We start from the raw sequence: 22,827 nt of genomic DNA on the forward strand, positions 1-22,827 counted from the left end.
AAATAGCAGGCATGACAGCGCGCCTTGCCCGCCACCTGTGCCAGTAAAGTGACGGCGGACAGGGCGATAGCACCCGCACCGCGGCGGGGCCAATACCATCGCTTAAGGAGAATTTGCCATGACCAATCAACTCGCAGACAAGCAGCCGCTGCTGCAGAAACTATACCGGGCGCTGGGCCTGTTGGGGACGGTGTTCACCGCTGCCTACCTGTTTAGCGACCTCGTCGTTCGGGTGGCGAAATTTGGGTTTGGGCCGCTGCTCACCAGCATGCCCGACTACTACCTGCCCATGGTGCTGCTGCTGGCGGTATTTGTGCTGATGATCTTGAAACTGGACACGGCGGCGGCTGTGCTGATCGGGGTGACGCTGGTCTACACGGCGGTGGACAACATGTTGATCGCCGGCGCCTACGGGCAGTCGTTCCAGATATTGTTACAGCTGATACTGCCCATTTTGTTTGCGCTGGCGGCGGTGTACCTGGCCGTATTTCGCGGGGCGGTGCCGGCGCTCAATACCGTGGCAGCGGTGCTGGCGGCGGTGTACGGGCTGTTCGTGTTCATTACCAGTGGGCTGCTCAACTGGCTGGGTGGCGGCTATGATATTCTGTATATCCTGTACGCCACCGCCGCCTATCTGCTGCTGCCGCTGGCGCTGGCAGTACTGCTGCTCTACGGCGCCAGCCGCGGGAGCCGCTTTTCCCGCCAGGAGATCGAGGTGCACCGGGCCGCCAAGTCGGGCCACCGGGTGGAGACCCAACTGGGACAGCTCGAAAACCTGCGCAGTCAGGGCGTCCTCAGTGAGGAGGAGTACCGGCAAAAGAGAGAGGCGGTACTGGCCGGCAGCGGCGGCGCTGCCGGAAGCGAGGAGGCGGTGGAGCCGGCACCCGCAGAAGAGGACGAGAGTTGGCTGGACGATCTGGTGACCGCCGACGGGGCCGACGAGGACCCGGAGGACGGGGAAGATATCGGCGATGACGGCGAAAACGGACCGGAAGAGAAATAATTTTGGCTGGAAAATGCAGCCAGATATGGCGCCGGGCAGCCCGGCCAGATAAAGTGTAAAGGCGCGCCAGCGGCGCGTTAAAAGAGGCCGTGGCCCCGGTGGGGGTCATGGCTTTTTTGACGGATAAATGGCTTAGCTGTGCGGTCTGCGTTGAGCAAGATATACAAAAATTGGAAAATGGCTGTTCATATATTTTTCAAAAATCTGTCACAATATGGCGGTATAATCAGCATAACAGGGCTGTACGCTTTGGGGCTTGTAAAATTTTTGCACAAATACGGAATTATTTTTGCAGAATAATATTGCAAAAATACCAAAGGCTGTGTACAATATAGATAATATGGACTAGCAATATTATCACTTCTTACAAGAACCAACTGGAATACAGGAAAAGAGAGGGTACAGTACTATGTCTAACAGACTATTTCAAGGTATTATTCACCAGATGAAAGATGTGCTCGATCGCACAATCGGCGTGATTGACGACAAGGGCAACGTCATCTCCTGCAGCGAGCTGCAGAAGATCGGCGACGTCTTTGAGGGCTGCAATCTCTCCAGTGCCAACTTGAAAGACTGCTTTGTCAAAGATACCTATACCTTTAAGCCCTTTGGCACCAACGAGAAAGGCGACTACGCCGTTTTCGTGGCCGGCACCGACGAGATCGCCAGCCGCTATGCCGGGCTGCTGACCGTCTCTTTGACCAGCATCAAGCAGTATCACGACGAGAAGTACGACCGCAACAACTTTATCAAGAACGTCATTCTCGATAACATTTTGCCCGGCGACGTGTACGTGAAGGCCAGAGAGTTGCATTTTGGCACCGATGCACACCGCATCGTGCTGCTGGTGCGCACCGTGGGCAAGACCGAGGTATCGGCCTACGATGTGATCGTCAATTTGTTCCCGGACAAGCAGAAAGACTTTATCTTTAACATCTCGGAGACCGATACGGTCATCGTCAAGGAGATCCACCCCGACATCGAGACCAAGGATATCGAGAAGCTGGCCCGCTCGATCGTCGACACGCTGTCCAGCGAGTTCTATATCCGCTCGTTCGTGGGCATCGGCACGGTGGTCACCGGCATCAAAGATCTGGCCCGCTCGTTTAAAGAGGCCCAGGTGGCGCTGGAGGTGTCGAAGGTATTCGACGCTGAAAAGTCGATCGTCAGCTTTGACAATCTGGGTATCGCCCGTCTGATCTATCAGCTGCCCACCACCGTGTGCGAGATGTTCTTAAAAGAGGTGTTCAAGAAAGGCTCGATCGAGCTGCTGGACCAGGAGACGCTGTTTACCATCCAGCGCTTCTTTGAAAACAACCTCAATGTGTCGGAGACCTCGCGCGGGCTGTTCGTACACCGCAACACGCTGGTGTACCGGCTGGAGAAGATCAAAAAGCTGACCGGCCTGGACCTGCGGGAGTTCGACCACGCGATCATCTTCAAGGTGGCGCTCATGGTGAAAAAGTACCTCAACTCGAACCCTGTTAAATACTAAGATCTGAGATGAGGAAATCATGATTGAATTTAAAAATGTCTCAAAGGTGTACCCCAACGGCACCTATGGGCTAAAGGATGTGAGCGTAAAGATCGAGCAGGGCGAATTCGTCTTTGTTTTGGGATCTTCGGGCGCCGGCAAATCCACCTTTCTAAAGCTCATTATGCACGAGGAGACGCCCACTTCTGGCGAGATCACCGTAAACGATTTTAAGGTGAGCTCGATGAAGCAAAAAGAGGTGCCGCTCTTGCGGCGCTCGATGGGCATCGTATTCCAGGACTTTCGGCTCATCCCCAACATGAACGTGTACGACAACGTGGCCTTTGCGCTGCGGGTAACCGGCACGCCGACGCGGGAGCTGCGCAAGCGGGTGCCGTTTGTTTTGGATCTGGTGGGGCTGGTGGACAAGGCCAAGAACATGCCCACCGAGCTCTCGGGCGGCGAACAGCAGCGGGTGGCTCTGGCCCGGGCGCTGGTCAACAAGCCGTCGCTGATCATTGCCGACGAGCCCACCGGCAACATCGACCCGGAGCTGTCGATGGAGATCGTGGACATGCTCGACTCGATCAACAAGGTGGGCACCACGATCTTGATGGTCACCCACGAGCACGAGCTCATCAGGCGGTATGAGAACCGCATCATCACCATAGAAAACGGCACCATCTTATCGGACAGGCCGGATTGGAGGTCTGTGTGATATGAACAGCAGTTTTTCCTATCTTTTTAAAAAGGGCTGCGAGAGCATATGGCTCAACAAGCTCATGAGCATTGCCTCGGTGGCGGTGCTCTCGGCGTGCCTGATTTTGGTGGGCGTGGCCACTCTGTTCTCAGCTAATATCGGCAAGGCGCTCGATTATGTAGAGAGCCAGAACGAGGTGGTGGTCTTCGTATACGACACCGCCACCGACGAGCAGAAGGCGGAGATCGAGAACAAGGTCAAGACCCATGACAACATCGCCTCGTACACCTACATATCCAAAGAGCAGGCGCTGGAAGAGGCGCGGGCCGGTTTTGGTGAGGACGCCAGCTTGCTGGACGGTATCGAGGAGGGCGGCAGCGGCAACCCGTTGCCCGCATCGTACCGCATCACCCTGAAAGACCTGGACAAAATGGACGATACGGTGGCGCAGTTCACGGTGACCGAAGGCGTTGAGAAGGTAAATTCCCCCCGGGCGGAGGCCGAGGCCATCGTCTCGCTGAAAAATATCGTCAGCGTTGCTGGGGTGACGCTGGTGGTGGTACTGGTGGCGGTGTCGCTGCTGATCATCGCCAACACGATACGGCTGACGGTGTTCTCGCGCCGCAAAGAGATCAACATCATGAAATACGTGGGCGCTACCAACGGCTTTATCCGCATGCCGTTTGTGATCGAGGGCATGCTCATCGGCCTGATCTCGGCCGTCATCGCCTATGTGGCGATCTACTTTGGCTACGCGACCATCATGGATGGACTGGGGCAGTTTTCCTCCCCGTTCATCACCTCGCTGGCCGACAGCTTCATCCCCTTTAAAGACATCTGGTTTTATGTGCTGGGTGGCTTTGTGGGCGGCGGCATGCTCACCGGCGTGCTGGGCAGCGTGGTCTCGATGCGCAAGCACCTGAAAGTATAAAACTTGTTCTGGCAGTCTATATGAAGTGTGAAAAGACGTATGGCAACGACGAAAAGCCCCAATTGCTGTACGTCTTTTTTGCACCGGTGAGGAGGTAGTGTACTGTGAACAGATCGATCAGCCGGCACAGAGGTCTGGCGCTGCTGATAGCGGCGGCCATGCTGCTGGCCGTGCTCACCGGCAGCGTGACACCGGCGCGCGCCCAAGAAAAAGAAGAGCCCGCCGGCGACAGTATCGGCGCGCTCAACGACAAATACAGCCAGCTGGACCAGCAGATCCAGCAGCTGCAGCAGGAGATAGACGGGCTCTCGGCCGCCAAAGGCGAGGAGGAGCAAAAGCGCGCCCAGCTGTTGGAGCAAAAACAGCTGGTGCAGGAGCAGGTGGATCTGCTGCAGGACAAGATCGAGCAGCTGAACGGACAGGTTGAGGAAAAAGAGGCTTATATAGAGCAAAAACAGCAGAGCATCGAGGAGAATGAGGAACTGTTTCGCCAGCGGCTGAGAGCGCAGTACATGTCGCCGGAGGCCAGCGGGCTCAGCGCAGTGCTGGGGGCCTCATCCTTTAGCGAAATGCTCCTGCGGGCCGACACGATGTCGCGACTGGCGGAACACGACCGGCAGCTCATCGCCACTTTGACCAAGGAAAAAGAGGACATGGAGGCCGCACAGAACGAGCTGTCGGCCAGCAAGAGCGACCTGGACGCCTCGAAGTCGCTGCTGGACCAGAAGAATGCCGTGTTGGCCGGCGAGGCGGACGCCGCCGCGTCGACCATCGATCAGCTGGGTGGGCAGCTGGCCCTCAATGCCCAGCAGCAGGTCCAGTACCGGCAGGAGCGCGACGCGGTGGAGGCCGATATCCTGGCGGCCATCCGCGAAAATGAGAACAAGCACAATAACGAAAACAGCGGCGGCCAGAACAGCTCTTCCAGCAGCACGCCGACACCGCCGCCGGCACCGGACGGCGGGGGCAGCTCTGACGGTGGTTCGTCGGGGGGAGAGAGCTCCTCTACCCCGGCTCCTGAACCGGAGCCAGAGCCGGAACCGGAACCCGACCCGCCGGTGACCGCCTTTCAGTGGCCGGTGCCGGGCTTCTCTTACATATCGGCGCCGTACGGTTATTCGGCGATCTACGGCAATGAGTGGCACACCGGTATCGATATCGCCGGCGGCGGCATCTACGGCTCGGACATCGTGGCCGCGGCTGACGGCGAGGTCATTTCGGCCATTTACGGCAACTACGGATACGGTTATTACCTGCTGATCTACCACGGCAACAGCCTGTACAGCCTGTATGGCCACTGCAGCAACCTGTATGTGGGCAAAGGCGCTACAGTGCGCCGCGGCCAGACCATCGCCGCGGTCGGCTCGACCGGCAACTCCACCGGGCCGCACCTGCACTTTGAAGTGCGGGAGGGCGGCAACTACGGCAGCGATGTAAACCCCTACAAGTACCTGTGATCGAATCTATATAAGAGCAGGCCCTGTGTTAGCTGCAGGGCCTGCTTTTTGCTGTGTGGGCAGTGTGGGCGCCGGCACCGAAGAAAGCGGCCGGCTTGCTTATTTGTGTCGCAGCTGTGAATTTTTTGTTGGAAATTCGTGTAAGATGTTACAATCTGGTTACAAATTTGGCAGAAGGTGTGCTATAATAAGTTCGGACGCTGCGAATTGCGTGCAGAGAGTACCGGCGCCCGTGGCCCCAGCTGTTTGCGCACATGGGGCTGGGCGCCTATCATAAATACCTGGTGACAGAGGGGGAACTGGTTTTGCTACTTAAAAAACGCGTTGTGGGCATGCTGTCGGTGATGTTGTCTGCAGCTATGGTATTCAATATTGCCGTGATGGGGACGCCCCGGGCAGAGGCCGCCAGCATCGGTGAGCTCAACAGCCAATACAGTGACCTGCAGCAGCAGATAAACGACCTGCAGGGCGACCTGGACAGCATTACCGACGAGACTGCCCGCCAGCAGGCCGAACAGCAGCAGCTGGAGCAGCAGATGGGTATCATCCAGCAGCAGGTAGACCTGTTGCGCACCAAGATCGATACGCTCAACGCGCAGATCGCGGAAAAAGAGCAGTACATAGAGCAAAAAGAGGCGGAGATCGCCGAGAACGAGGAACTGTTTCGCCAGCGGCTGAAAGCGCAGTACATGTCGCCGGACGCCGACGGGCTCAGCGCGGTGCTGGGGGCTTCGACCTTTAGCGAGATGCTCATAAAGGCCGACACCATGACCCGTATCGCCGACCACGACAAGCAGCTCATCGAGACGCTCACCCAGCAGAAAGCCGATCTGGTAGCGGCCAAAGACGAACTGGCGGCCTCTAAGGCGGATCTGGAGTCGTCCAAATCGGAGCTGGACAGCAAAAATGCCCAGCTGGCGGGGCAGAAGTCGGTGGTGGACGCAAACATCGATCAGCTCAACCAGCAAAAGGCGATGACCGAGAGCCAGTTGGCCCAGCGCCGGGATGAGTTAAAGGTGAACCAGGCGCAGATCGAGGCGGCCATTAAGGAAAACGAGGCCAATAACAGCGGAGGCGGCAGCGGCGGTGGCGGCTTTACCCCCAGCAGCGGCGTGTTCCAGTGGCCGGTACCCAGCTGCTCGAACATCTACGCCCCTTACGGCTACTCGGCCATTTACGGCAGTGAGTGGCACACCGGTATCGATATATCGGGCGGCGGCATCTACGGACAAGCCATCGTGGCCGCCGATGACGGACAGGTCGTATCGGCCATCTACGGCAACTACGGCTACGGCAACTATCTACTCGTGTACCACGGCAACGGCCTGTACACGCTGTACGGCCACTGCAGCAGCTTGGCGGTGGGCAAAGGGGAGACGGTGCGCCGCGGTCAGACTATCGCCTATGTGGGCTCGACCGGCAACTCGACCGGCCCGCATCTGCACTTTGAGGTGCGGCAGGGCGGCAGCTACGGCAGCGATGTAAATCCGCTCAATTACCTGTAAGACAAAGGCCCGACGGCAACACAGCATTACAGAAAAACAGGGCGCAAAACGGCCGCTGTCGTTACAGCCGGCCGTTTTTTGTGCCCCCGGCAAGCTGTTTAAACTGTCGAAATTTTGTTCGGGGTCTATGCCGACGGGGCACAGTGTGGTAAAATAATACTGTTCTGTGTAAAAAACGACCTGCAACGGCATATCTAGTATTTCCCCCGCGGGGGCCAGAAAGGTGAGATGACAGGTTATGAATAAAAAGGTATCTGTCGGGGTGCTGGTATCGGTGGCGGCCATGGTCATGGCGCTGACCTTTACCGTTACCATGGTATTTTCGATCGGCCTGTTCGACAACAAGATGTCTTCTACGAAGGGGCGCGAGGCCATGTACTCGAAGATCGCCGAGGTGGACAACTATGTGCGCGCCAGCTACGTGGGCGATATCGACGACAGCCGGATGATGGACAGCGTGCTCAGGGGCTATGTGGCCGGTATGGACGACAAGTACGCCCGCTACTACTCGGTGCAGGAGTGGAAAGATATCCAAAACAGCTTTAATGGCACGGTCACTGGTGTGGGCATTGCCGGCAAGGCCGATACCTCCGGCTATATTCGGGTGACCAAGGTGTACGACAGCTCGCCGGCCGGTGAGGCCGGGCTGGCGGTGGATGACCTGATCATCTCGATCGACGGTAAAGACGTGCTGGAGCTGGGGGCGGCTACCGCCATGAAGCAGATCCAGGGCGACCCGGGCAGCAAGGTGAAGATCGGCTATATGCGCGGCAACGCCGAGAACAGCATCGAGGTGGTGCGCCGCAGCGTGACGGTGCCCACCGTGGAATACCAGAAGGTCGATGACCTGGGCTATATCCGCATTTACGAGTTTAACAACAATACGCTCTCGCAGTTCGATTACGCCATCAACCAGTTGGAGGCCCAGGACGTTAAGGGCTATGTTTTTGACGTGCGGGACAACGGCGGTGGGCTGACCGAGGTGGCGGCCGACATGCTGGACATGCTGGTGCCCAAAGGGACCATCGCCTCGGCCCAGTACCGCGACGGCAAGGTAGAGAAGCTGTACACCTCTGACAAAAAGCAGCTGGCTAAACCCATGGCAGTGCTCACCAACGAGAATACCGCCTCCAGTGCCGAGCTGTTTGCCGCGGTGCTGCGCGACTTTGAAAAGGCCAAGCTGGTGGGTACTGCCACCTATGGCAAAGGCGTGATGCAGGAGTATAAACAGCTCTCTGACGGATCGGGCGTGGATGTGACGGTGGCCTATCTGCTGCCGCCCAGCGGGGAGATCTTTGACGAGATCGGTCTGAAACCCGATTATGAGGTGGCCCTCACCCAGCAGCAACAGCAGCAGTCTTACCAGCTGACTACTAAGACCGACCCGCAGATCAAAAAGGCGATCGAGGTGGTCAAGGCCGAGCTGGACCCCCAGTCGAGCAGTAACGGCGGCGCTGCCGGGCAGGAGAGCGCCGAGCAGGTTCAGCAGGAGCAGGAGCAGCCGGCGGCATAGATCTGCGGCCGGCAGTGGCACTGCGTGGACCGATCACAAACTGAATACAAGAGGGCTCAGCCGTACGGGCTGGGCCCTCTTTTGGGTGAGTGGGGCCAAGATACACATATCCCCGCGCGATGGCACATATGCTGGTAGCGGTATCGTGTAGAGAGACAGCGGCCAGACGCCGCTTTTGACACTTTGTGCAGCGAGGTGTGCCTATGGTCATCAAGTTATGCCCACAGCTTAAAAATCCGCTGGCGGCACTGTTTGCCGGTGTGCAACTGCACCCGGTGCGTGAAAAGGGATATTTGCTGTACCACCTGTGCTATCCCAGCGATAAGAAGAGAGACCGGTATCTGCAGTCTTTACCGGAGGCGTACACTATTGTAGGCCGGCAGCAGCCAAGTGAGGAATTTATGTTTTTACTGCTGCAGGACACGCTGCGCAGTACCTTTCAAAAGTTGGGGCGCCGGGTGTCGAGCCGACTGCGGCTGACGGTGGTGGACCCGGATATGCGCTATACCAGCCTGGTGCAAAACTGCCTGACCAGAGTGAACACCATTACGGTGGCCACCGATGACGCCGACGGTTACCTGCAGCTGGCGCAAAAAGTGGCCGGGCAGACCGGCGCTGTGATGGCGGTGACCGATATAGGCAGTGCCATGGACGGCCAACGGGAGCCGCTGGTGATAAACCCCAGCGGGGTACCGCTGACCGGCGGAGCGGGCCGCATCGTACTGGGGGGTGGCGGTGGCGTGCCGGTACTGCCCTCGGGCTGTGCGGGCATGGACATAGATACCGCTTACTGCCTGTACCTGGACGGGCAGATGGGACAGGGCTACCTGTTTTGCGACGAATTGCAGGTGGCCGACCGCCGGCGCATGGGGCTGAGCGAGTTTTGCAGCTATGTGCAAAAGCAGTGCGTGGACAGAGTGGTATAGATGGTGCATCTAGGCGGTGTTTTGGCCGCTTTTGCCTTGACATTGAAGGGCTATCTGGCTATAATGATTACTATCTGTTAATGGGTCGGCATATTTGCTGCTGGGGCGCGCGAGCACCTCGGTGGCATGCTTTTTTGGGAGGTGCTGCGCGGTGGCGCGGTACATCCTGTATTTTTTAGTGTCTGCCGCCCGCGAAAGGAAGGGGAAGACCATTGGAGAAACAGCTGGTTGTCACCGAAGAAGGACTCAAAAAGCTCGAAGACGAGCTGGATATACTCAAAACTGTAAAACGGCAGGAGATCGCCGAGAAGATCAAAGTCGCCCGCGGCTTTGGCGACCTGTCTGAAAACAGCGAGTATGACGAGGCCAAGAACGAGCAGGCAATGGTCGAGGCCAAGATCGCCCAGCTGGAAAAGCAGCTGAAAAATGTAAAAGTCCTCGACGAGAGCGAGATCGCCACCGATGTGGTGAGTGTGGGACTGATCGTTAAAGTCCACTGCCAGGAAGACGATGAGACCGAGACGTACAGCATCGTCGGCTCGACCGAGGCTGACCCCTTCGCCGGCAAGATCTCTGACGAGTCGCCGGTGGGCAAGGCGCTGATCGGCCGCGGTGTCGGCGAGACCGCCGAAGTCGAGCTGCCCAACGGCAACACGATGCATTACCAGATCCTCGAGATCGGCAAGTAGAGTTGACGTGAGCGGGCCTTGAGGGTCCGCTTACTTTTTTGAGAGGACGAATGAGCAGCAGGGAGAGCGCGTGGCCCGCGCTGCACACTAAAGAGAAAGGCATGGTACTATGAGCGAAGTAGAGAACACGAGCCCCCAGCAGGAGGTAAACGACCAGGTGCGCATTCGCCTGGAAAAGCTGGACCAGCTGCGCCAGAGCGGCAACGACCCCTTTGTGAAGACCCGCTTTGAAGTGAGCGCCTACTCGGAGCAGATACGGGCAAACTTTGAGGAGATGGAGGGCCAGACGGTGACGATGGCCGGCCGGCTGATGGGCCGCCGCGACATGGGCAAAGCCAACTTCATCGACCTGCAGGACACCCAGGGCCGCATTCAGATCTTTGCCAATATCGGCGGGTTGGGCGAGGAAGAATTTAAGGAATTTAAGCGCTGGGACCTGGGCGACATCATCGGCTTAGAGGGCGAGGTGTTTCGCACCCGGCGGGGAGAGATCTCGGTAAAGGCGCACAAGATGGAGCTGCTGTCGAAGTCGCTGCAGCCGCTGCCCGAGAAATTCCACGGTCTGACCAACACCGACATGCGCTACCGCCAGCGCTATGTGGACCTGATCATGAACCCCGAGGTAAAGGCGACCTTTATCAAGCGCTCGAAGATCATCAGTGCGATCCGTCGCTTTTTAGACAGCCAGGGCTTTATGGAGGTGGAGACCCCCATGCTGGTCTCGAATGCCGGCGGCGCCGCTGCCCGCCCCTTTGAGACCCACTTCAACGCCTTGGATGAGGACCTGAAGCTGCGCATCTCGCTGGAATTGTACTTAAAGCGGCTGATCGTGGGCGGTATGGACCGAGTATACGAGATCGGCCGGGTATTTCGCAACGAGGGGCTGGACACCCGGCACAACCCCGAGTTTACGCTGATGGAGCTTTACCAGGCCTATACCGATTATCACGGTATGATGGACCTGACGGAAAATATGTACCGCTATGTGGCGCAAGAGGTGCTGGGCACCACCAAGATCACCTATAACGGGGTGGAGATGGATCTGGGCCAGCCGTTTGCCCGCATCACCATGCTGGATGCAGTCAAGCAGTATGCCGGGGTGGACTTTAACGAGATACACACCCTGGAAGAGGCCAGAGCAGCGGCCAAAGAGCACCATGTGGCCTATGAGGAGCGCCACAAGAAGGGCGACATCCTCAACTTGTTCTTTGAGGAATTTGTGGAGGAGCACCTGGTACAGCCCACCTTTGTGATGGACCACCCGGTGGAGATCAGCCCCCTGACCAAGAGAAAGCCCCAGGACCCCGACTACGTGGAGCGGTTCGAGTTCTTTATGAACGGCTGGGAGATGGCCAACGCCTACTCGGAGCTCAACGACCCCATCGACCAGCGGGAGCGCTTTGCCGCCCAGGAAGAGCAGTTCTCGCAGGGTGACGAAGAGGCCAACCACACCGATGAGGACTTCCTCAACGCGCTGGAGATCGGTATGCCCCCGACGGGCGGTATCGGCTACGGTATCGACCGCATGTGCATGCTGTTTACCGACTCGGCAGCCATTCGCGATGTGTTGCTGTTCCCGACGATGAAAAATTTAGATAAGTAATTTGGCGATAGAGGCACCGGTATGACCCGCGATGTGTGTGGGGGGATACCGGCGCCTTTTTCTATACTGTCGGCGGAGAAAGCGGCGCCGAGCGGGTTTAAAAATACCGGGAGGTCTGGTACAATAGAAAGAGAAATGAGAGCGGGCGGCCGGGCGACGGTGCCGCCGGCGTTTAGAAATACCGCGGTGCCGCCCGGTGACATGCCTTTACCTGGTGCCGACTATGGGCGGCGGCCGAGAAAAGCGGCCGACCCGGGAGCCGAGCCCGGTGCCGGATGTATAAAAGGGGCGTTTTATCTGTGACTACCATTTATTTTGTTCGCCACGTACAGGCAGCTGGCAACATCCAGCGCACATTTCAGGGAGCCTGTGACACCGATATCAGCGCGCAGGGAGAACTGCAGTGCCAGAACCTGAGCGACTACTTTGCCGATCTTTCGCTGGATGCTATCTACACCTCGCCGCTTAAGCGAGCAGTGCTGACGGCAGAGGCTTGCCGGGCCGGGCGAAAGCAGATCCCCATTTTGACCGATGACCGGCTGCGGGAGATCTGCGCCGGCGTGTGGGAGGGCCAGCCCATCGATGATCTGGAAAAAAATGATCCGGAAAACTTTCGCATCTGGCAGCAGAGCCCCTGGGATTTTGCCGTTGAGGGCTCGGAGACCATGGTGCAGGTGTTCGACCGCTGCCGGGCGGCGCTGGCAGATATCCTGGCCAAAAATGCCGGGCGGTCGCTGGCGGTGGTGTCGCACGGCTGTGCCACCCGCAACCTGATCACTGCGGCCCTGGGCCTGCCCATAGAGGAGATGGGGCAGGTGGAGTGGATCCGCAACGGCGGGGTGAGCAAGATGGAATTTGCCGCCGATGCGATACCGGGCATACTGGTATACCACGGCTACACCGGGCACATCGACCCGTCTACGATCTTAAAGGGCGGCACTTTTTACAGCCGCAAGTAGAGGATGTTGCGCGCAGAGAGAAATGGGACCGGGCATGGTTGAGGGGGAGAGACATGGTACTTTTGGCAGTAGATTACGGCGACGCCCGCACCGGTTTGGCCCTGTGCGATAAGGGTGAGATGCTGGCCCGCCCGGCGGGAGTGATCCACCAACTGGGTATGGATAAGACTGTAAAGCAGGTGGTGGAGTTTGCCCTGCAAAACGGAGTTGAGGGGATCGTGGTGGGGCTGCCTAAAAATATGGACGGCAGCCTGGGCGAGCGGGCGGAAAAGTGCCAGAAGGTGGCCCGCAAAATAGCCGGGCGGCTGAACGCCACCAGCATCAAGGTAGAGATGTTCGATGAGCGCTCCACTACCATATCGGCGATACAGATACTCAACGAGGCGGATGTGCGGGGGAAAAAGCGCAAAGATACGGTGGACGCGGTGGCGGCGACCATTATTTTAGAGGCCTACATGGCTTGGCGCAAGCGCCAACAGCCAGAAGGAGAGGACCGGTAGACAGGCCTTAGCAGTGCAGCTGCGTGCGAGACGAGCAGAGAGGAGACCGGGGAGATGGGCATTGAGATCAAAAAAGCGACCGCGGCCGATATCGATGAGATCGAGCGCATGTACGATGCGCTCAACGACCATTTGGCCGCTGGTACCAACTGGCCAGGTTGGAAAAAAGGCGTGTATCCAGTGCGGCAAAATGCGCTGGACGGACTGGCCGAAGACGCCCTGTATGTGGCGCGCCTACAGCCGGGCGGCCCGATAGCCGGTTCGGTGGTGCTCAACCATCTGCCCGAAACGCCGCCGGTGCGTGGCCGGTGGCTGATAGAGGCGACCGACGACGAGGTATTGGCGGTACATGTATTTGTAGTGCACCCGATGTATATGCGGCGGGGCGTGGGCACAGCACTGCTGGCGTTTGCTGAGCGGCTGGCGGCCGACCGGCGTATGAAGATCCTGCGGCTGGATGTATACGAGAAGAACCTGCCGGCCATACACACCTATGAGCGGTGTGGATACCAGTATATCGATACGGTGGATATCGGGCTGGGCCACTACGGTCTGGACTGGTTTAGGCTGTACGAAAAATTGGTACCGCCACGGCCGTAAAGCCGCGTAGAAAGTGAAAAAGAGCAGCTGCCCATATACGGGCGGCTGCTCTTTTTTGACGGGGATATTTGGCATTTAAAGGCCGGCCAGCTGGGTGATCACGTGGGCGGCCAGCGTGTAGCCGGCCACCGGCGGCACAAAAGAGACACTGCCCGGCGCATGGCGGCCCCTGGGTGAGTCGGCGGCAAACCCGCCGGCGGGGGACAGCACCGGCGCGGTGGAGTATACCACCGTGAGATTTTCGATACCGCGCTTGCGGCACTCGCGCCGCATGACCCGCGCCAACGGATCGCCGCAGCCGGCAGTGTCGGCGATATCGCCGATGTGAAAACCGGTGGGATCGAGCCGATTGCCGGTACCCAGACAGCAGATGAGACCGATCTGTTGCTGCCGGCAGTACTGGGCCAGAGCCAGCTTGGAGGTGACGGTGTCGATGGCGTCGATGATGTAGCTGGGCTGCTGGGCGCCCAGCAGCGGCAGCGTGTCGTCAGCCACGAAACAGTCGAGCGGGATGATCTGACAGTCGGGGTTTATCTGCTGTAGCCGCCGGGCCATAGCGGCCACCTTTTTTTTGCCGATACAGTCGCGGGTGGCGACGATCTGCCGGTTGAGGTTGGTGAGGTCCACACAGTCGTGGTCGACGAGTATCAGGGTACCCACCCCGGCCCGGCACACCGCCTCGGCAGCGGTGCTGCCCACACCGCCCAGCCCGCAGATACACACCCGGCTGTGCCGCAGCCGCTCACAGGCGTCGGCGCCGATGAGCAGCTGCTGTCTGTTTAACCACATAGGCTCCTCCTAAAAAACGAGCCCACTTCTGGGCCCTTAAAAATAGACATAAAAATGCCCCATCGTGCCGTCTGCAATCAAGTTAAAACCCATCTTAAAGACAGGGTGGATATGACCCCCCCGCAGCCGCACGCTCCCTGCGTCCCCAAAAGGGGGAGGTCTGCAATAGGCAGCGGGAGGAGGCCCTCCAAATTACATACTTGTAGGATTATAAAAGATTGCAACAAATCGAACACCACAGGGCGATCTGGTATGGCTTTTATCGAGAGTGGATCACAGGTCCTCTTCCTGTATCTCGAAGATATCGGACAGACGATCGATGAACAGCTGCGATACGGCGGTAAATTCGGCGTCGTCTTCGATGGTCTCGAACAGGTCCTGCTCCTCGTCTTCCAGGGCGCGCATGATGACCAGCTGGGCGTCGCTCTGCAGCATCTCCTCCGGGTCGTACACCGGGATCATGGCCGCATAGAGACTGCCTTCATACTCCAGCGTGTCGATCATCTCGAACGACTGCTCGTTTCCCTCCTCGTCGGTCATACTGACGATATAGGGGTCGTATTCTTCATCCTCGGCGGGACTGTAATTTTCCTGGCTCATGGATGTGCTCCCTTCAATTGCTGCCTTTATTGTACCCCGCTGCTGCCGGTCCAGTCAACAAATTTGACAAACAATTTGAAAAATCAGCGCTATACTGAAAACATGTGGGATATTCTTGTTGGGTATAGATATTGACACCGGGTCAAACACTGGTAAAACAAACAAAATGCATGGTCTGTTCACACAAAATTTGCTTGCATTTTTTATCTAAACGGGCTAGTATAAACTTACGCAGTTTAGGCCTTTTTGGCTGCTGCGGCCCGATTCGGCACCGCCTGTTTTAGGCGCGTATGCCAGGGAGGAACGTATATTGAAAAAGCGCGTACTGGCCCTGCTCCTGGCACTTGTTTTGCTGCCGGCACTGGCAGGTTGCGGCAAACGGGGGCAGTCGGCAAACACAGAGAGTAAGGTGGAGAGCAACATGTTACAGTTTAAAACTCCTGAAGACAGCGCCCCGGTGGCAGTTATGCACACCAACAAGGGCGACGTGAGCTTGGTCCTGTTCCCCGAGCAGGCGCCCAAAACGGTCGAGAATTTTTTGACCCACGCCAAAAACGGCTACTATGACGGTATCATTTTTCACCGGGTCATCGAGGACTTTATGATCCAGGGCGGCGACCCCACCGGCACCGGCCGTGGCGGCGAGAGTATTTGGGGCCAGCCTTTTGCCGATGAGTTCAGTGCGGACCTGCGCAACTTCCGCGGGGCACTGTCGATGGCCAACGCCGGCCCCGGCACCAACGGCAGCCAGTTCTTCATCGTCACCTGTGCCGATGTGGGCGAGGATATGCTGGGACAGATGAAGGCAGTGGGCTGGCCAGACGAGGTGATCGACACCTATAAACAGGCCGGCGGCACCCCGTATTTAGACGGCAAGCACACGGTATTTGGCCAGGTGATAGACGGTATGGACGTGGTGGACGACATCTCGAAGACCCAGACCGGCGCCCAGGATAAGCCGGTGCACGACGTGGTGATCGAGTCGATCGACGTGACCACTTACGGCGAGGTAAAATAGCCGCCAGACAGAAAAACTGTAGAGCAGGTGGGGAAGGGGTACACCCCGTCTTTCGCCTGCTTTTGGTTTGCCTGCCAAGTGGGGCGGGCAGGCTAGTAGAGAGAAAAAGAGGAGGCGAGTCGACTTTGACCCGACACGATGAGCGGCCCAGCGCCGTGACTTACCAGCAGATAAAAGACAACCCTGATATCCGCACCTACATCGAGATGGCCGATAAGACGCTCTCGGCGCTGGGCTTTACCGAGCACTCGTTTGCCCATGTGACGCTCTGCGCCAAAAAGGCCGGTGACCTGTTGGAGCAGTTGGGCTATTCCTCGCGGGAGGTGGAACTGGCGCGTATCGCCGGTTTTATGCACGATATCGGCAACACCGTAAACCGGGTGGCTCATGCCCAGAGCGGGGCGATCATGGCGTTTCGCATTTTAGATAAGCTGGGTATGCCGCCGGCCGAGATCGCCACGGTGGTGGCGGCCATCGGCAACCACGACGAGGGGACGGCCCAGCCGGTGAACCCCGAATCGGCGGCGCTGATCTTGGCCGACAAGTCGGATGTGCGCCGCACCCGGGTACGGGGACAGCAAAAAAAGCGCCACTACGATATCCACGACCGGGTCAACTATGCCGTTACCAGCAGCGAGATGAAATTGAGCGAGGACAAGAAAAACTTGATCCTGAAGATCCAGCTGGACAGCTCGATCTCGGATGTGATGGATTACTTCGAGATCTTTTTGGGGCGCATGAGCCTGTGCAAGCAGGCGGCCAAGTACCTGGGTCTGCGCTTCCATCTGGAGATAAACGGCGTGCCGTTCGTGCAGTGAGCGGCGAGAACGCAAGAGCAGCGCCCCGCATTTTAAAAGCGGGGCGCTGCTTTTTTATGAGAGCCGGGCTGACATGAGTGACCCTAAACCTGTGCCAGATCGGCCGGGGTAGGCATGGCCGGTATTGCGCCTTTGCGCTCGACACAGTAGGCTGCGGCCTTGGAGGCGTAGGTGAGCGCCTCGCGCAGCAGCTGGGGATCGATCTTTTGGATGGAGAAGTCGTGCTGCAGCAGAGCTGCTACGGCGTTGCCAAAAAAGCAGTCGCCGGCGCCGGTGCCATCTACCGCCCGGGCGGGGCATGGGGGCACATCGATGCGACCCTCCTCCCAGTAGCAGCGGCTTCCTTTTTCCCCGTGGGACACCAGCAGCACCCGCGGACCCATGGTCAGCAGCTTTTTGGCGCCGGGCTCGGTGTGCTCCTCGCCGGTGAGGTAGCAGAGCTCCTCACGCGAGAGCTTGGCGATATCGCAGTGGCGCAGCCCCTCCAGCATCGAGGCCCTGCACTGGGCCTCGCTCTCCCAGAGCAGCGGGCGCCAATTGGCGTCGTAGGTGACCAGCTTACCGCCCAGCTTGGCCCGGTGGGCCGCCGCCAGCGTGGCCTCTTTGCTCCAGGCGTTGGTCATGGTCAGCGAGCTGAAGTGCAGTGCCCGGGCGCGGTCGATGAGCGAGAAGTCCACCTCGTCTTTTTGCAGCATCACGTCGGCGCCTTCTTTGCGGTAGAACGAGAAGTCGCGCTCGCCGTTGGGCTGCAGCTTGACGAATGCCAGCGTGGTCTTATGCGATCTCGAGAGGATGAGACCGCTGGTATCTACCGGCACCTGCTGAAGTGTCTCCTTTAAAAAATGGCCGAAAAAATCGTCGCCAACTTTGCCGATAAAAGCGCAGCGCAGGCCGTAGCGGGCCGCGGCTACCGCCATATTGGCGGCGCCGCCGCCGGGATTTTGCTCGTACAGCGGGTTTTGCTGGGGCGAGATCCCCGCCGGGGTAAAGTCGATGAGCAGCTCTCCCAGGCTCACCAGATCGAACATCTGCTCCAAATGGCTACCTCCCCTCAAAAACACGGCGTACATATGCCACCGATTCGGCGGTCTCGCGGTCTATTTGGGCCGGGCTCTTGCCCGCCGAGATGTCGCGCCAGACCTTGATATCCTGTCCGACCTGGCCGCCGGAGAGAATGAACGGTTCCATCACCACATTGCCGTCGTAGCCGATCTGGCGCAGAGCGCTGCCGATCTCCTCCCACGGGATGCGGCCCTGGCCGGGCAGCTTGCGGTTACATTCGCCGATGTGGAAGTGGCCCAGCGCATCGCCGGCAGTGAGGATGGCCTCGGTAAAGCTGTCCTCTTCAATATTCATGTGAAAGGTGTCGAGCATCACCTTTACGTTGGGGCGGTCCACCTCTTTTACATAGGCCACCCCTTCGGCGGCACAGGTGAGCAGATAGCCCTCGAAGCGGTTGAGCACCTCCATGCCCAGCGTGATATCGAAGCCGGCGGCCATGTCGGCCAGCTGGCGGACGCCATTTACGCTGCGCTGCCAGTCAGCCTGCTTGTCGATGGGCTTGGAAAAATCGACCGGCCAGTGGGAGTAAAGGCCGCCGCCTACGAAGTGGATGTCGGCGAGGGCCATCTTGGCAAATACCTGCCGGTAGAAATGCAGCCCGTTTTGCACCACCGACGGGTCGGGGGAGCTCAGGTCGTAGCATGGGGCCGGGCCGTACCCGGCGGTCAGCGTGATACCGGCCTCTTTGGCCAGCTGGCCCAGTTCGACCATCTCGCTGTCGGGCGTTTGGGGCAGTGTGGCACAGCTGATCTCGAGAATATCAAACCCCAGATCGCGTACTTTTTTTACATAGGGGCGAAATTCACCGCCCCACTGCTTTTCCCAAAATGCGTAGTAGATACCGTATTTCATGTGTATCGCTCCTTTGTGGGGACATGCCCCAGTAGCAGATTTGAGTTGGCGTTTATCTTGCCCGGCGAACTGCCAGCTGCTAGCTGCCGGCAAAGGCAGCGGGGTCTTTTAAGATCTGGTCGGTGGCGGTGGCGGCGGCGCCGCTGAGTATCGCGTCGGGCAGTGCGGACAGCTCGACCTTTAAATAGGTATAGACCTGCGGCAGCAGGCGCTGCTGCAAAACGGCGCGCACCCGGCTGAGCAGCCGCTGGCCGCCCAGCGCCATAGTTTGGCCGATGATGATGCGCCCCGGGTCGTAGGCGCTGACCAGGTTTGCCAGCCCGTAGCCCATGTAGTCGGCAGCTGTATCTACCGCCTGTTGGGCCAGCATGTCGCCCTGCGCAGCGGCGCCAAATACAGCTTGTGGAGTGAGTGGCTGAACATCTTTTAGGCAGCTGGCGGCCCCGCGGCACAGCTCTTTTTGCACATCGGCCACCAGTGCCAGCGAGGAACAGTAGCGCTCCAGACATCCGCGGCTGCCACAGCTGCAGGGGCGGCCGTCATAATCGATGCTCATGTGGCCGATCTCGCCGGCTATCCCCTGACTGCCGACGAACACACCCTGCTGGGAGATGATGCCGGCGCCTATCCCTTCACCGGCCAGGAAGTACAGCAGCACTTCGTCGGGTTTATGGCCGCCAAAGTACCACTCGGCCAGCGCCCCGGCTTTGGCGTCGTGTTCTAAAAATACCGGCAGCGCAAACATCCGGGCAAAAGCGGCGTGCAGATCTACCTTTTCCCAGCCGGGGAAACCGGTCATCAGGCCGATCTTGCCCGCGCGGCGAAAGTAGGGGCCGGGCAGCGCTACCCCCACCGCCCGCACAGGGTAGAGAGACTTTAGTTTTTGGGCGGCTTTTTGTATGCTCTGCAGGGCACGGTCAGGGCCGTGGCCGGGGTCTAGCGGGCCCTGGATCTGCTCGTAGAGCTGGCCGGAGATATCGAACACGCCGGCGGCAAAAGAAGTGCGGGCCAGCTTGATGCCCAGCACCAAAAAGCGGTCGCTGCGCACCTGCAGACTGGTGGCCCGCCGCCCCCGCTGCGCAGACTGCCGGCCGTTCTCTTGCAGGATGTCCATCGCCAACAGGTCGGCCACGATCTTGGTGACGGTGGCCTGGGTGAGCCCGCTCATCTTGGCCAGTTGGGCGCGGCTGCAGCCGCTGTACTGGCGCACCAGCCGCACCAGCAGTGCCCGGTTCTGCTGCTGGATATCGGTGGCGTTAGAGCCCAGTTTGGGCCTTTTAATGTCGGTACTGTCCAGAAGAGACCACCTCCTGCTCAAAGACGATACCTCTTTTGGAACGTTGCCGATACAGGGAAAAATGATCGAAGAGGCATATACTTAATTTGATTAAGTATATAGTAGCCGCTGAACTTTGCTTTGTCAATAGGTCTGAAAAATCTTTTTACACGGCGCGTATTTTGTGGAGAAAGCAGGTAGATGGGGCCATTCGACAGGACTTTCGTTGACGCTGGAGGGGAACACTGGTACAATAAATAAAAAGAGCGATTATTTTCTGCACGATTTCTACTACGATTCGTAAAAATAGATGCCCGCGCCCAGATCGACGACTTACATACCCCACGCGGCGGCCACACCGATATCGGGCCCGCGTTACAAATGCAGAGGAGCGCAAGACATTGGCGACAAAAAGAGAAAAGAATTATAAGATACTGGATATCGACCCCTACATAAAACCCTATGCGGGCGATATTCGCCTGCGCATGGACCTGTACGACCAAGCCAAAAAGCGGTTGCTGCAAAAGGGGCAGAGCCTGCGTGACTTTGCCAGCGGCAGCTTGTACTACGGCTTTCACCGCGCCAAAGGCGGGTGGACCTACCGGGAGTGGGCCCCCAACGCCACGGCCATGCACCTGATCGGCGACTTTAACGGCTGGGACCGCAGCGCCCACCCCATGACCCAGCTAGAGGACGGCGACTGGGAGCTGTTCGTGCCCGGAGAGATGCCCCACGGGAGCCTGGTGAAGGTACAGGTCACCGCGAACGGCCGGGATTTCGACCGCATCCCGCTGTATGCAAACCGGGTGGTACAGGACCCGACGACCGGCGCCTTTGACGCGGTCATCTGGGCGCCCAAGCGGGCCTATCGCTGGCACGATAAAGAGTTTTTGCGCAAGAAGACCACCCCGCCCCTGGTGTACGAGTGCCACATCGGCATGGCTACCGAGGAGGAAGGCATTGGTTCCTATGCCCAGTTCACCAAAAATATTTTGCCGCGCATACAAAAGGAGGGCTATAATACCATCCAGCTGATGGCCATTATGGAGCACCCCTATTACGGCTCGTTTGGTTACCAGGTGTCGAACTTTTTTGCCGCCTCCTCGAAATATGGGACTCCGGAGGAACTCAAAAAACTGATCGATACCGCCCACAGCATGGGGATCACGGTGCTTTTAGATCTGATCCACTCCCATGCGGTGCGCAATACCAGTGAGGGGATCAACTGTTTTGACGGCACCGAGTACCAGTTCTTTCACGCCGGAGCCAAAGGCGATCACCCCGCCTGGGGCACCAAGCTGTTTGACTATGGCAAAGACCGGGTGCTGCACTTTTTGCTCTCGAACATCCGTTACTGGATGGAGGAATATCACTTTGACGGGTTCCGCTTTGACGGCGTGACTTCGATGCTGTATCACCACCACGGGCTGGGCGTGGCCTTTGACAGTTACGACAAGTATTTCAGCATGGATACCGATGTGGATGCGGTCACCTATCTGCAGCTGGCCAATCAGCTCATCCACGAGATAGACCCCGCTGCCCTGACGGTGGCCGAGGACATGAGTGGTATGCCCGGGACAGCCCTGCCGGTGCGAGACGGCGGCCTCGGCTTTGATTACCGGCTGTCGATGGGGGTGCCGGATTTTTGGATCAACACCCTGAAGACCCAGCGGGACGAGCAGTGGGATATGGGCAGGATGTGGTACGAGCTGACGACCCGCCGCCCCAAGGAAAAAAATATCGGCTACTGCGAGAGCCACGATCAGGCGCTGGTGGGCGACAAGACTATCATCTTCTGGCTGGCTGACCAGGAGATGTACTGGCACATGGATAAGGCCAGCCAGTCTATCGTCATCGATCGGGCCATAGCGCTGCACAAAATGATCCGGCTGGTGTCGTTTTCGCTGGCGGGCGAGGGATATCTCAACTTTATGGGCAACGAGTTCGGCCACCCCGAGTGGATCGACTTTCCCCGTGAGGGAAATAACTGGAGCTATAAATACGCCCGCCGCCAGTGGAGCTTGGCCGACAACGGTCTGCTGCGCTACGGTGATCTGCTGGCGTTTGACACGGCCATGCTCGGCACCCTGAGCGGGAACCGGATATTTGGCAGACCGGCACAGCTGTGCCTATTAGATCAGGACCGCAAACTGCTGTGCTACCAGAAGGGAAACTACCTGTTTATCTGTAATTTCCACCCCACGCAGGGGCAAAATGCCCAGTTCGACCTACCGGCAGCCGGTACCTATACCCAGGTGCTCTCTACCGACGACGTGAGATTTGGTGGCTTTGATGAGCTCTGCGGCCCAGCGCCACAGACAGCTACGCAGGGTGAAAACAATACTCTGCAATGGGTGCTGCCCCCCCGCACGGCGGTGGTACTGCGCAAAAAAGGTGGCCGCTAGTATCACACTTCGCATGTAGATATTATCATGCCGGCTGGCAGTCACCGGCGACACGTGCTGGCCAGCGGTGGTTTAAATGTTCTGTAATGTAAAAAGAGCTGTCCCCCGAGCGGGGACGGCTCTTTTTATGCTTGTGTGAGGTGGGTG

General features: G+C 58.4%; 21 protein-coding genes and 1 other RNA gene. 16 read left to right on the top strand and 6 right to left on the bottom strand.

Annotated elements, in window-relative coordinates:
- Window positions 1-118 precede the first annotated feature (118 nt).
- From H8K20_RS00970 to H8K20_RS01030, 13 genes are all read left to right on the top strand, one after another.
- Complete coding sequence (locus H8K20_RS00970; protein WP_105203308.1) at window positions 119-1,003, top strand: ICP22 family protein; 885 nt, start codon at window positions 119-121, stop codon at window positions 1,001-1,003.
- Between the two features lie 409 nt (window positions 1,004-1,412).
- The gene (locus H8K20_RS00975) at window positions 1,413-2,498 is read left to right on the top strand and encodes a PucR family transcriptional regulator (protein WP_105203309.1); all 1,086 of its coding nucleotides are present in this window, start codon (window positions 1,413-1,415) and stop codon (window positions 2,496-2,498) included.
- A gap of 19 nt (window positions 2,499-2,517) precedes the next feature.
- Window positions 2,518-3,195, top strand: coding sequence for a cell division ATP-binding protein FtsE (ftsE, locus tag H8K20_RS00980; RefSeq protein ID WP_105203310.1), 678 nt, complete (start codon window positions 2,518-2,520; stop codon window positions 3,193-3,195).
- Between the two features lies 1 nt (window position 3,196).
- Window positions 3,197-4,108 carry a permease-like cell division protein FtsX gene (gene ftsX / locus H8K20_RS00985; protein WP_105203311.1) on the top strand — a complete coding sequence of 304 codons (912 nt, stop codon included), beginning with the start codon at window positions 3,197-3,199 and terminating at the stop codon, window positions 4,106-4,108.
- Window positions 4,109-4,212: 104 nt separating this feature from the next.
- Entirely contained in the window at window positions 4,213-5,565 is a 1,353-nt protein-coding gene (locus tag H8K20_RS14125; protein ID WP_186487211.1) for a peptidoglycan DD-metalloendopeptidase family protein, read from the top strand.
- 305 nt (window positions 5,566-5,870) lie between these two features.
- Entirely contained in the window at window positions 5,871-7,070 is a 1,200-nt protein-coding gene (locus H8K20_RS00995) for a murein hydrolase activator EnvC family protein (RefSeq protein WP_186487212.1), read from the top strand.
- A gap of 238 nt (window positions 7,071-7,308) precedes the next feature.
- A complete protein-coding gene (locus H8K20_RS01000; RefSeq protein ID WP_105203314.1) occupies window positions 7,309-8,583 on the top strand; it encodes a S41 family peptidase in 1,275 nt (424 codons plus the stop codon).
- 203 nt (window positions 8,584-8,786) lie between these two features.
- The gene (locus H8K20_RS01005; RefSeq protein WP_105203315.1) at window positions 8,787-9,509 is read left to right on the top strand and encodes a hypothetical protein; all 723 of its coding nucleotides are present in this window, start codon (window positions 8,787-8,789) and stop codon (window positions 9,507-9,509) included.
- Window positions 9,510-9,721: 212 nt separating this feature from the next.
- Complete coding sequence (greA, locus tag H8K20_RS01010) at window positions 9,722-10,198, top strand: transcription elongation factor GreA (protein ID WP_105203316.1); 477 nt, start codon at window positions 9,722-9,724, stop codon at window positions 10,196-10,198.
- 109 nt (window positions 10,199-10,307) lie between these two features.
- The gene (lysS, locus tag H8K20_RS01015) at window positions 10,308-11,801 is read left to right on the top strand and encodes a lysine--tRNA ligase (RefSeq protein ID WP_105203317.1); all 1,494 of its coding nucleotides are present in this window, start codon (window positions 10,308-10,310) and stop codon (window positions 11,799-11,801) included.
- A gap of 299 nt (window positions 11,802-12,100) precedes the next feature.
- Window positions 12,101-12,760: a histidine phosphatase family protein gene (locus H8K20_RS01020; protein ID WP_178089761.1), complete on the top strand. Its 660-nt coding sequence runs from the start codon at window positions 12,101-12,103 to the stop codon at window positions 12,758-12,760.
- 53 nt (window positions 12,761-12,813) lie between these two features.
- Entirely contained in the window at window positions 12,814-13,260 is a 447-nt protein-coding gene (gene ruvX, locus H8K20_RS01025) for a Holliday junction resolvase RuvX (RefSeq protein WP_186487213.1), read from the top strand.
- A 54-nt stretch (window positions 13,261-13,314) separates the two neighbouring features.
- Window positions 13,315-13,860 carry a GNAT family N-acetyltransferase gene (locus H8K20_RS01030; RefSeq protein WP_186487214.1) on the top strand — a complete coding sequence of 182 codons (546 nt, stop codon included), beginning with the start codon at window positions 13,315-13,317 and terminating at the stop codon, window positions 13,858-13,860.
- 75 nt (window positions 13,861-13,935) lie between these two features.
- Here H8K20_RS01030 and H8K20_RS01035 read toward each other — a convergent pair whose 3' ends face one another.
- From H8K20_RS01035 to H8K20_RS01045, 3 genes are all read right to left on the bottom strand, one after another.
- Window positions 13,936-14,649 carry a tRNA threonylcarbamoyladenosine dehydratase gene (locus H8K20_RS01035; protein ID WP_186487215.1) on the bottom strand — a complete coding sequence of 238 codons (714 nt, stop codon included), beginning with the start codon at window positions 14,647-14,649 and terminating at the stop codon, window positions 13,936-13,938.
- A gap of 52 nt (window positions 14,650-14,701) precedes the next feature.
- A non-coding RNA gene (gene ssrS / locus H8K20_RS01040) (6S RNA) lies at window positions 14,702-14,896 on the bottom strand.
- Between the two features lie 26 nt (window positions 14,897-14,922).
- Window positions 14,923-15,249: a DUF1292 domain-containing protein gene (locus tag H8K20_RS01045; RefSeq protein WP_105203322.1), complete on the bottom strand. Its 327-nt coding sequence runs from the start codon at window positions 15,247-15,249 to the stop codon at window positions 14,923-14,925.
- A gap of 421 nt (window positions 15,250-15,670) precedes the next feature.
- Here H8K20_RS01045 and H8K20_RS01050 point away from each other — a divergent pair, with 421 nt between their 5' ends.
- Both H8K20_RS01050 and H8K20_RS01055 read left to right on the top strand, forming a co-directional pair.
- Entirely contained in the window at window positions 15,671-16,267 is a 597-nt protein-coding gene (locus H8K20_RS01050; RefSeq protein WP_186487216.1) for a peptidylprolyl isomerase, read from the top strand.
- A gap of 206 nt (window positions 16,268-16,473) precedes the next feature.
- Window positions 16,474-17,085 carry an HD domain-containing protein gene (locus tag H8K20_RS01055; protein WP_105203648.1) on the top strand — a complete coding sequence of 204 codons (612 nt, stop codon included), beginning with the start codon at window positions 16,474-16,476 and terminating at the stop codon, window positions 17,083-17,085.
- Between the two features lie 83 nt (window positions 17,086-17,168).
- Here the strand turns inward: H8K20_RS01055 and H8K20_RS01060 are convergent, their stop codons facing one another.
- The 3 genes from H8K20_RS01060 to H8K20_RS01070 form a co-directional block, all read right to left on the bottom strand.
- On the bottom strand, window positions 17,169-18,113 hold the full coding sequence (locus tag H8K20_RS01060) for a carbohydrate kinase family protein (RefSeq protein WP_243206218.1): 945 nt from the start codon (window positions 18,111-18,113) through the stop codon (window positions 17,169-17,171).
- 13 nt (window positions 18,114-18,126) lie between these two features.
- Window positions 18,127-18,999, bottom strand: coding sequence for a D-psicose 3-epimerase (locus H8K20_RS01065; RefSeq protein ID WP_105203324.1), 873 nt, complete (start codon window positions 18,997-18,999; stop codon window positions 18,127-18,129).
- Between the two features lie 79 nt (window positions 19,000-19,078).
- On the bottom strand, window positions 19,079-20,317 hold the full coding sequence (locus H8K20_RS01070; RefSeq protein WP_186487218.1) for an ROK family protein: 1,239 nt from the start codon (window positions 20,315-20,317) through the stop codon (window positions 19,079-19,081).
- Between the two features lie 359 nt (window positions 20,318-20,676).
- On the opposite strand from H8K20_RS01070, the gene H8K20_RS01075 reads away from it, so the two are divergent.
- Complete coding sequence (locus H8K20_RS01075; RefSeq protein WP_243206160.1) at window positions 20,677-22,680, top strand: alpha amylase C-terminal domain-containing protein; 2,004 nt, start codon at window positions 20,677-20,679, stop codon at window positions 22,678-22,680.
- The last annotated feature ends 147 nt before the right edge of the window (window positions 22,681-22,827 follow it).

It is taken from the genome of Neobittarella massiliensis (ex Bilen et al. 2018), assembly GCF_014269355.1.
GTDB classification, from domain to species: Bacteria; Bacillota; Clostridia; order Oscillospirales; family Ruminococcaceae; genus Neobittarella; species Neobittarella massiliensis.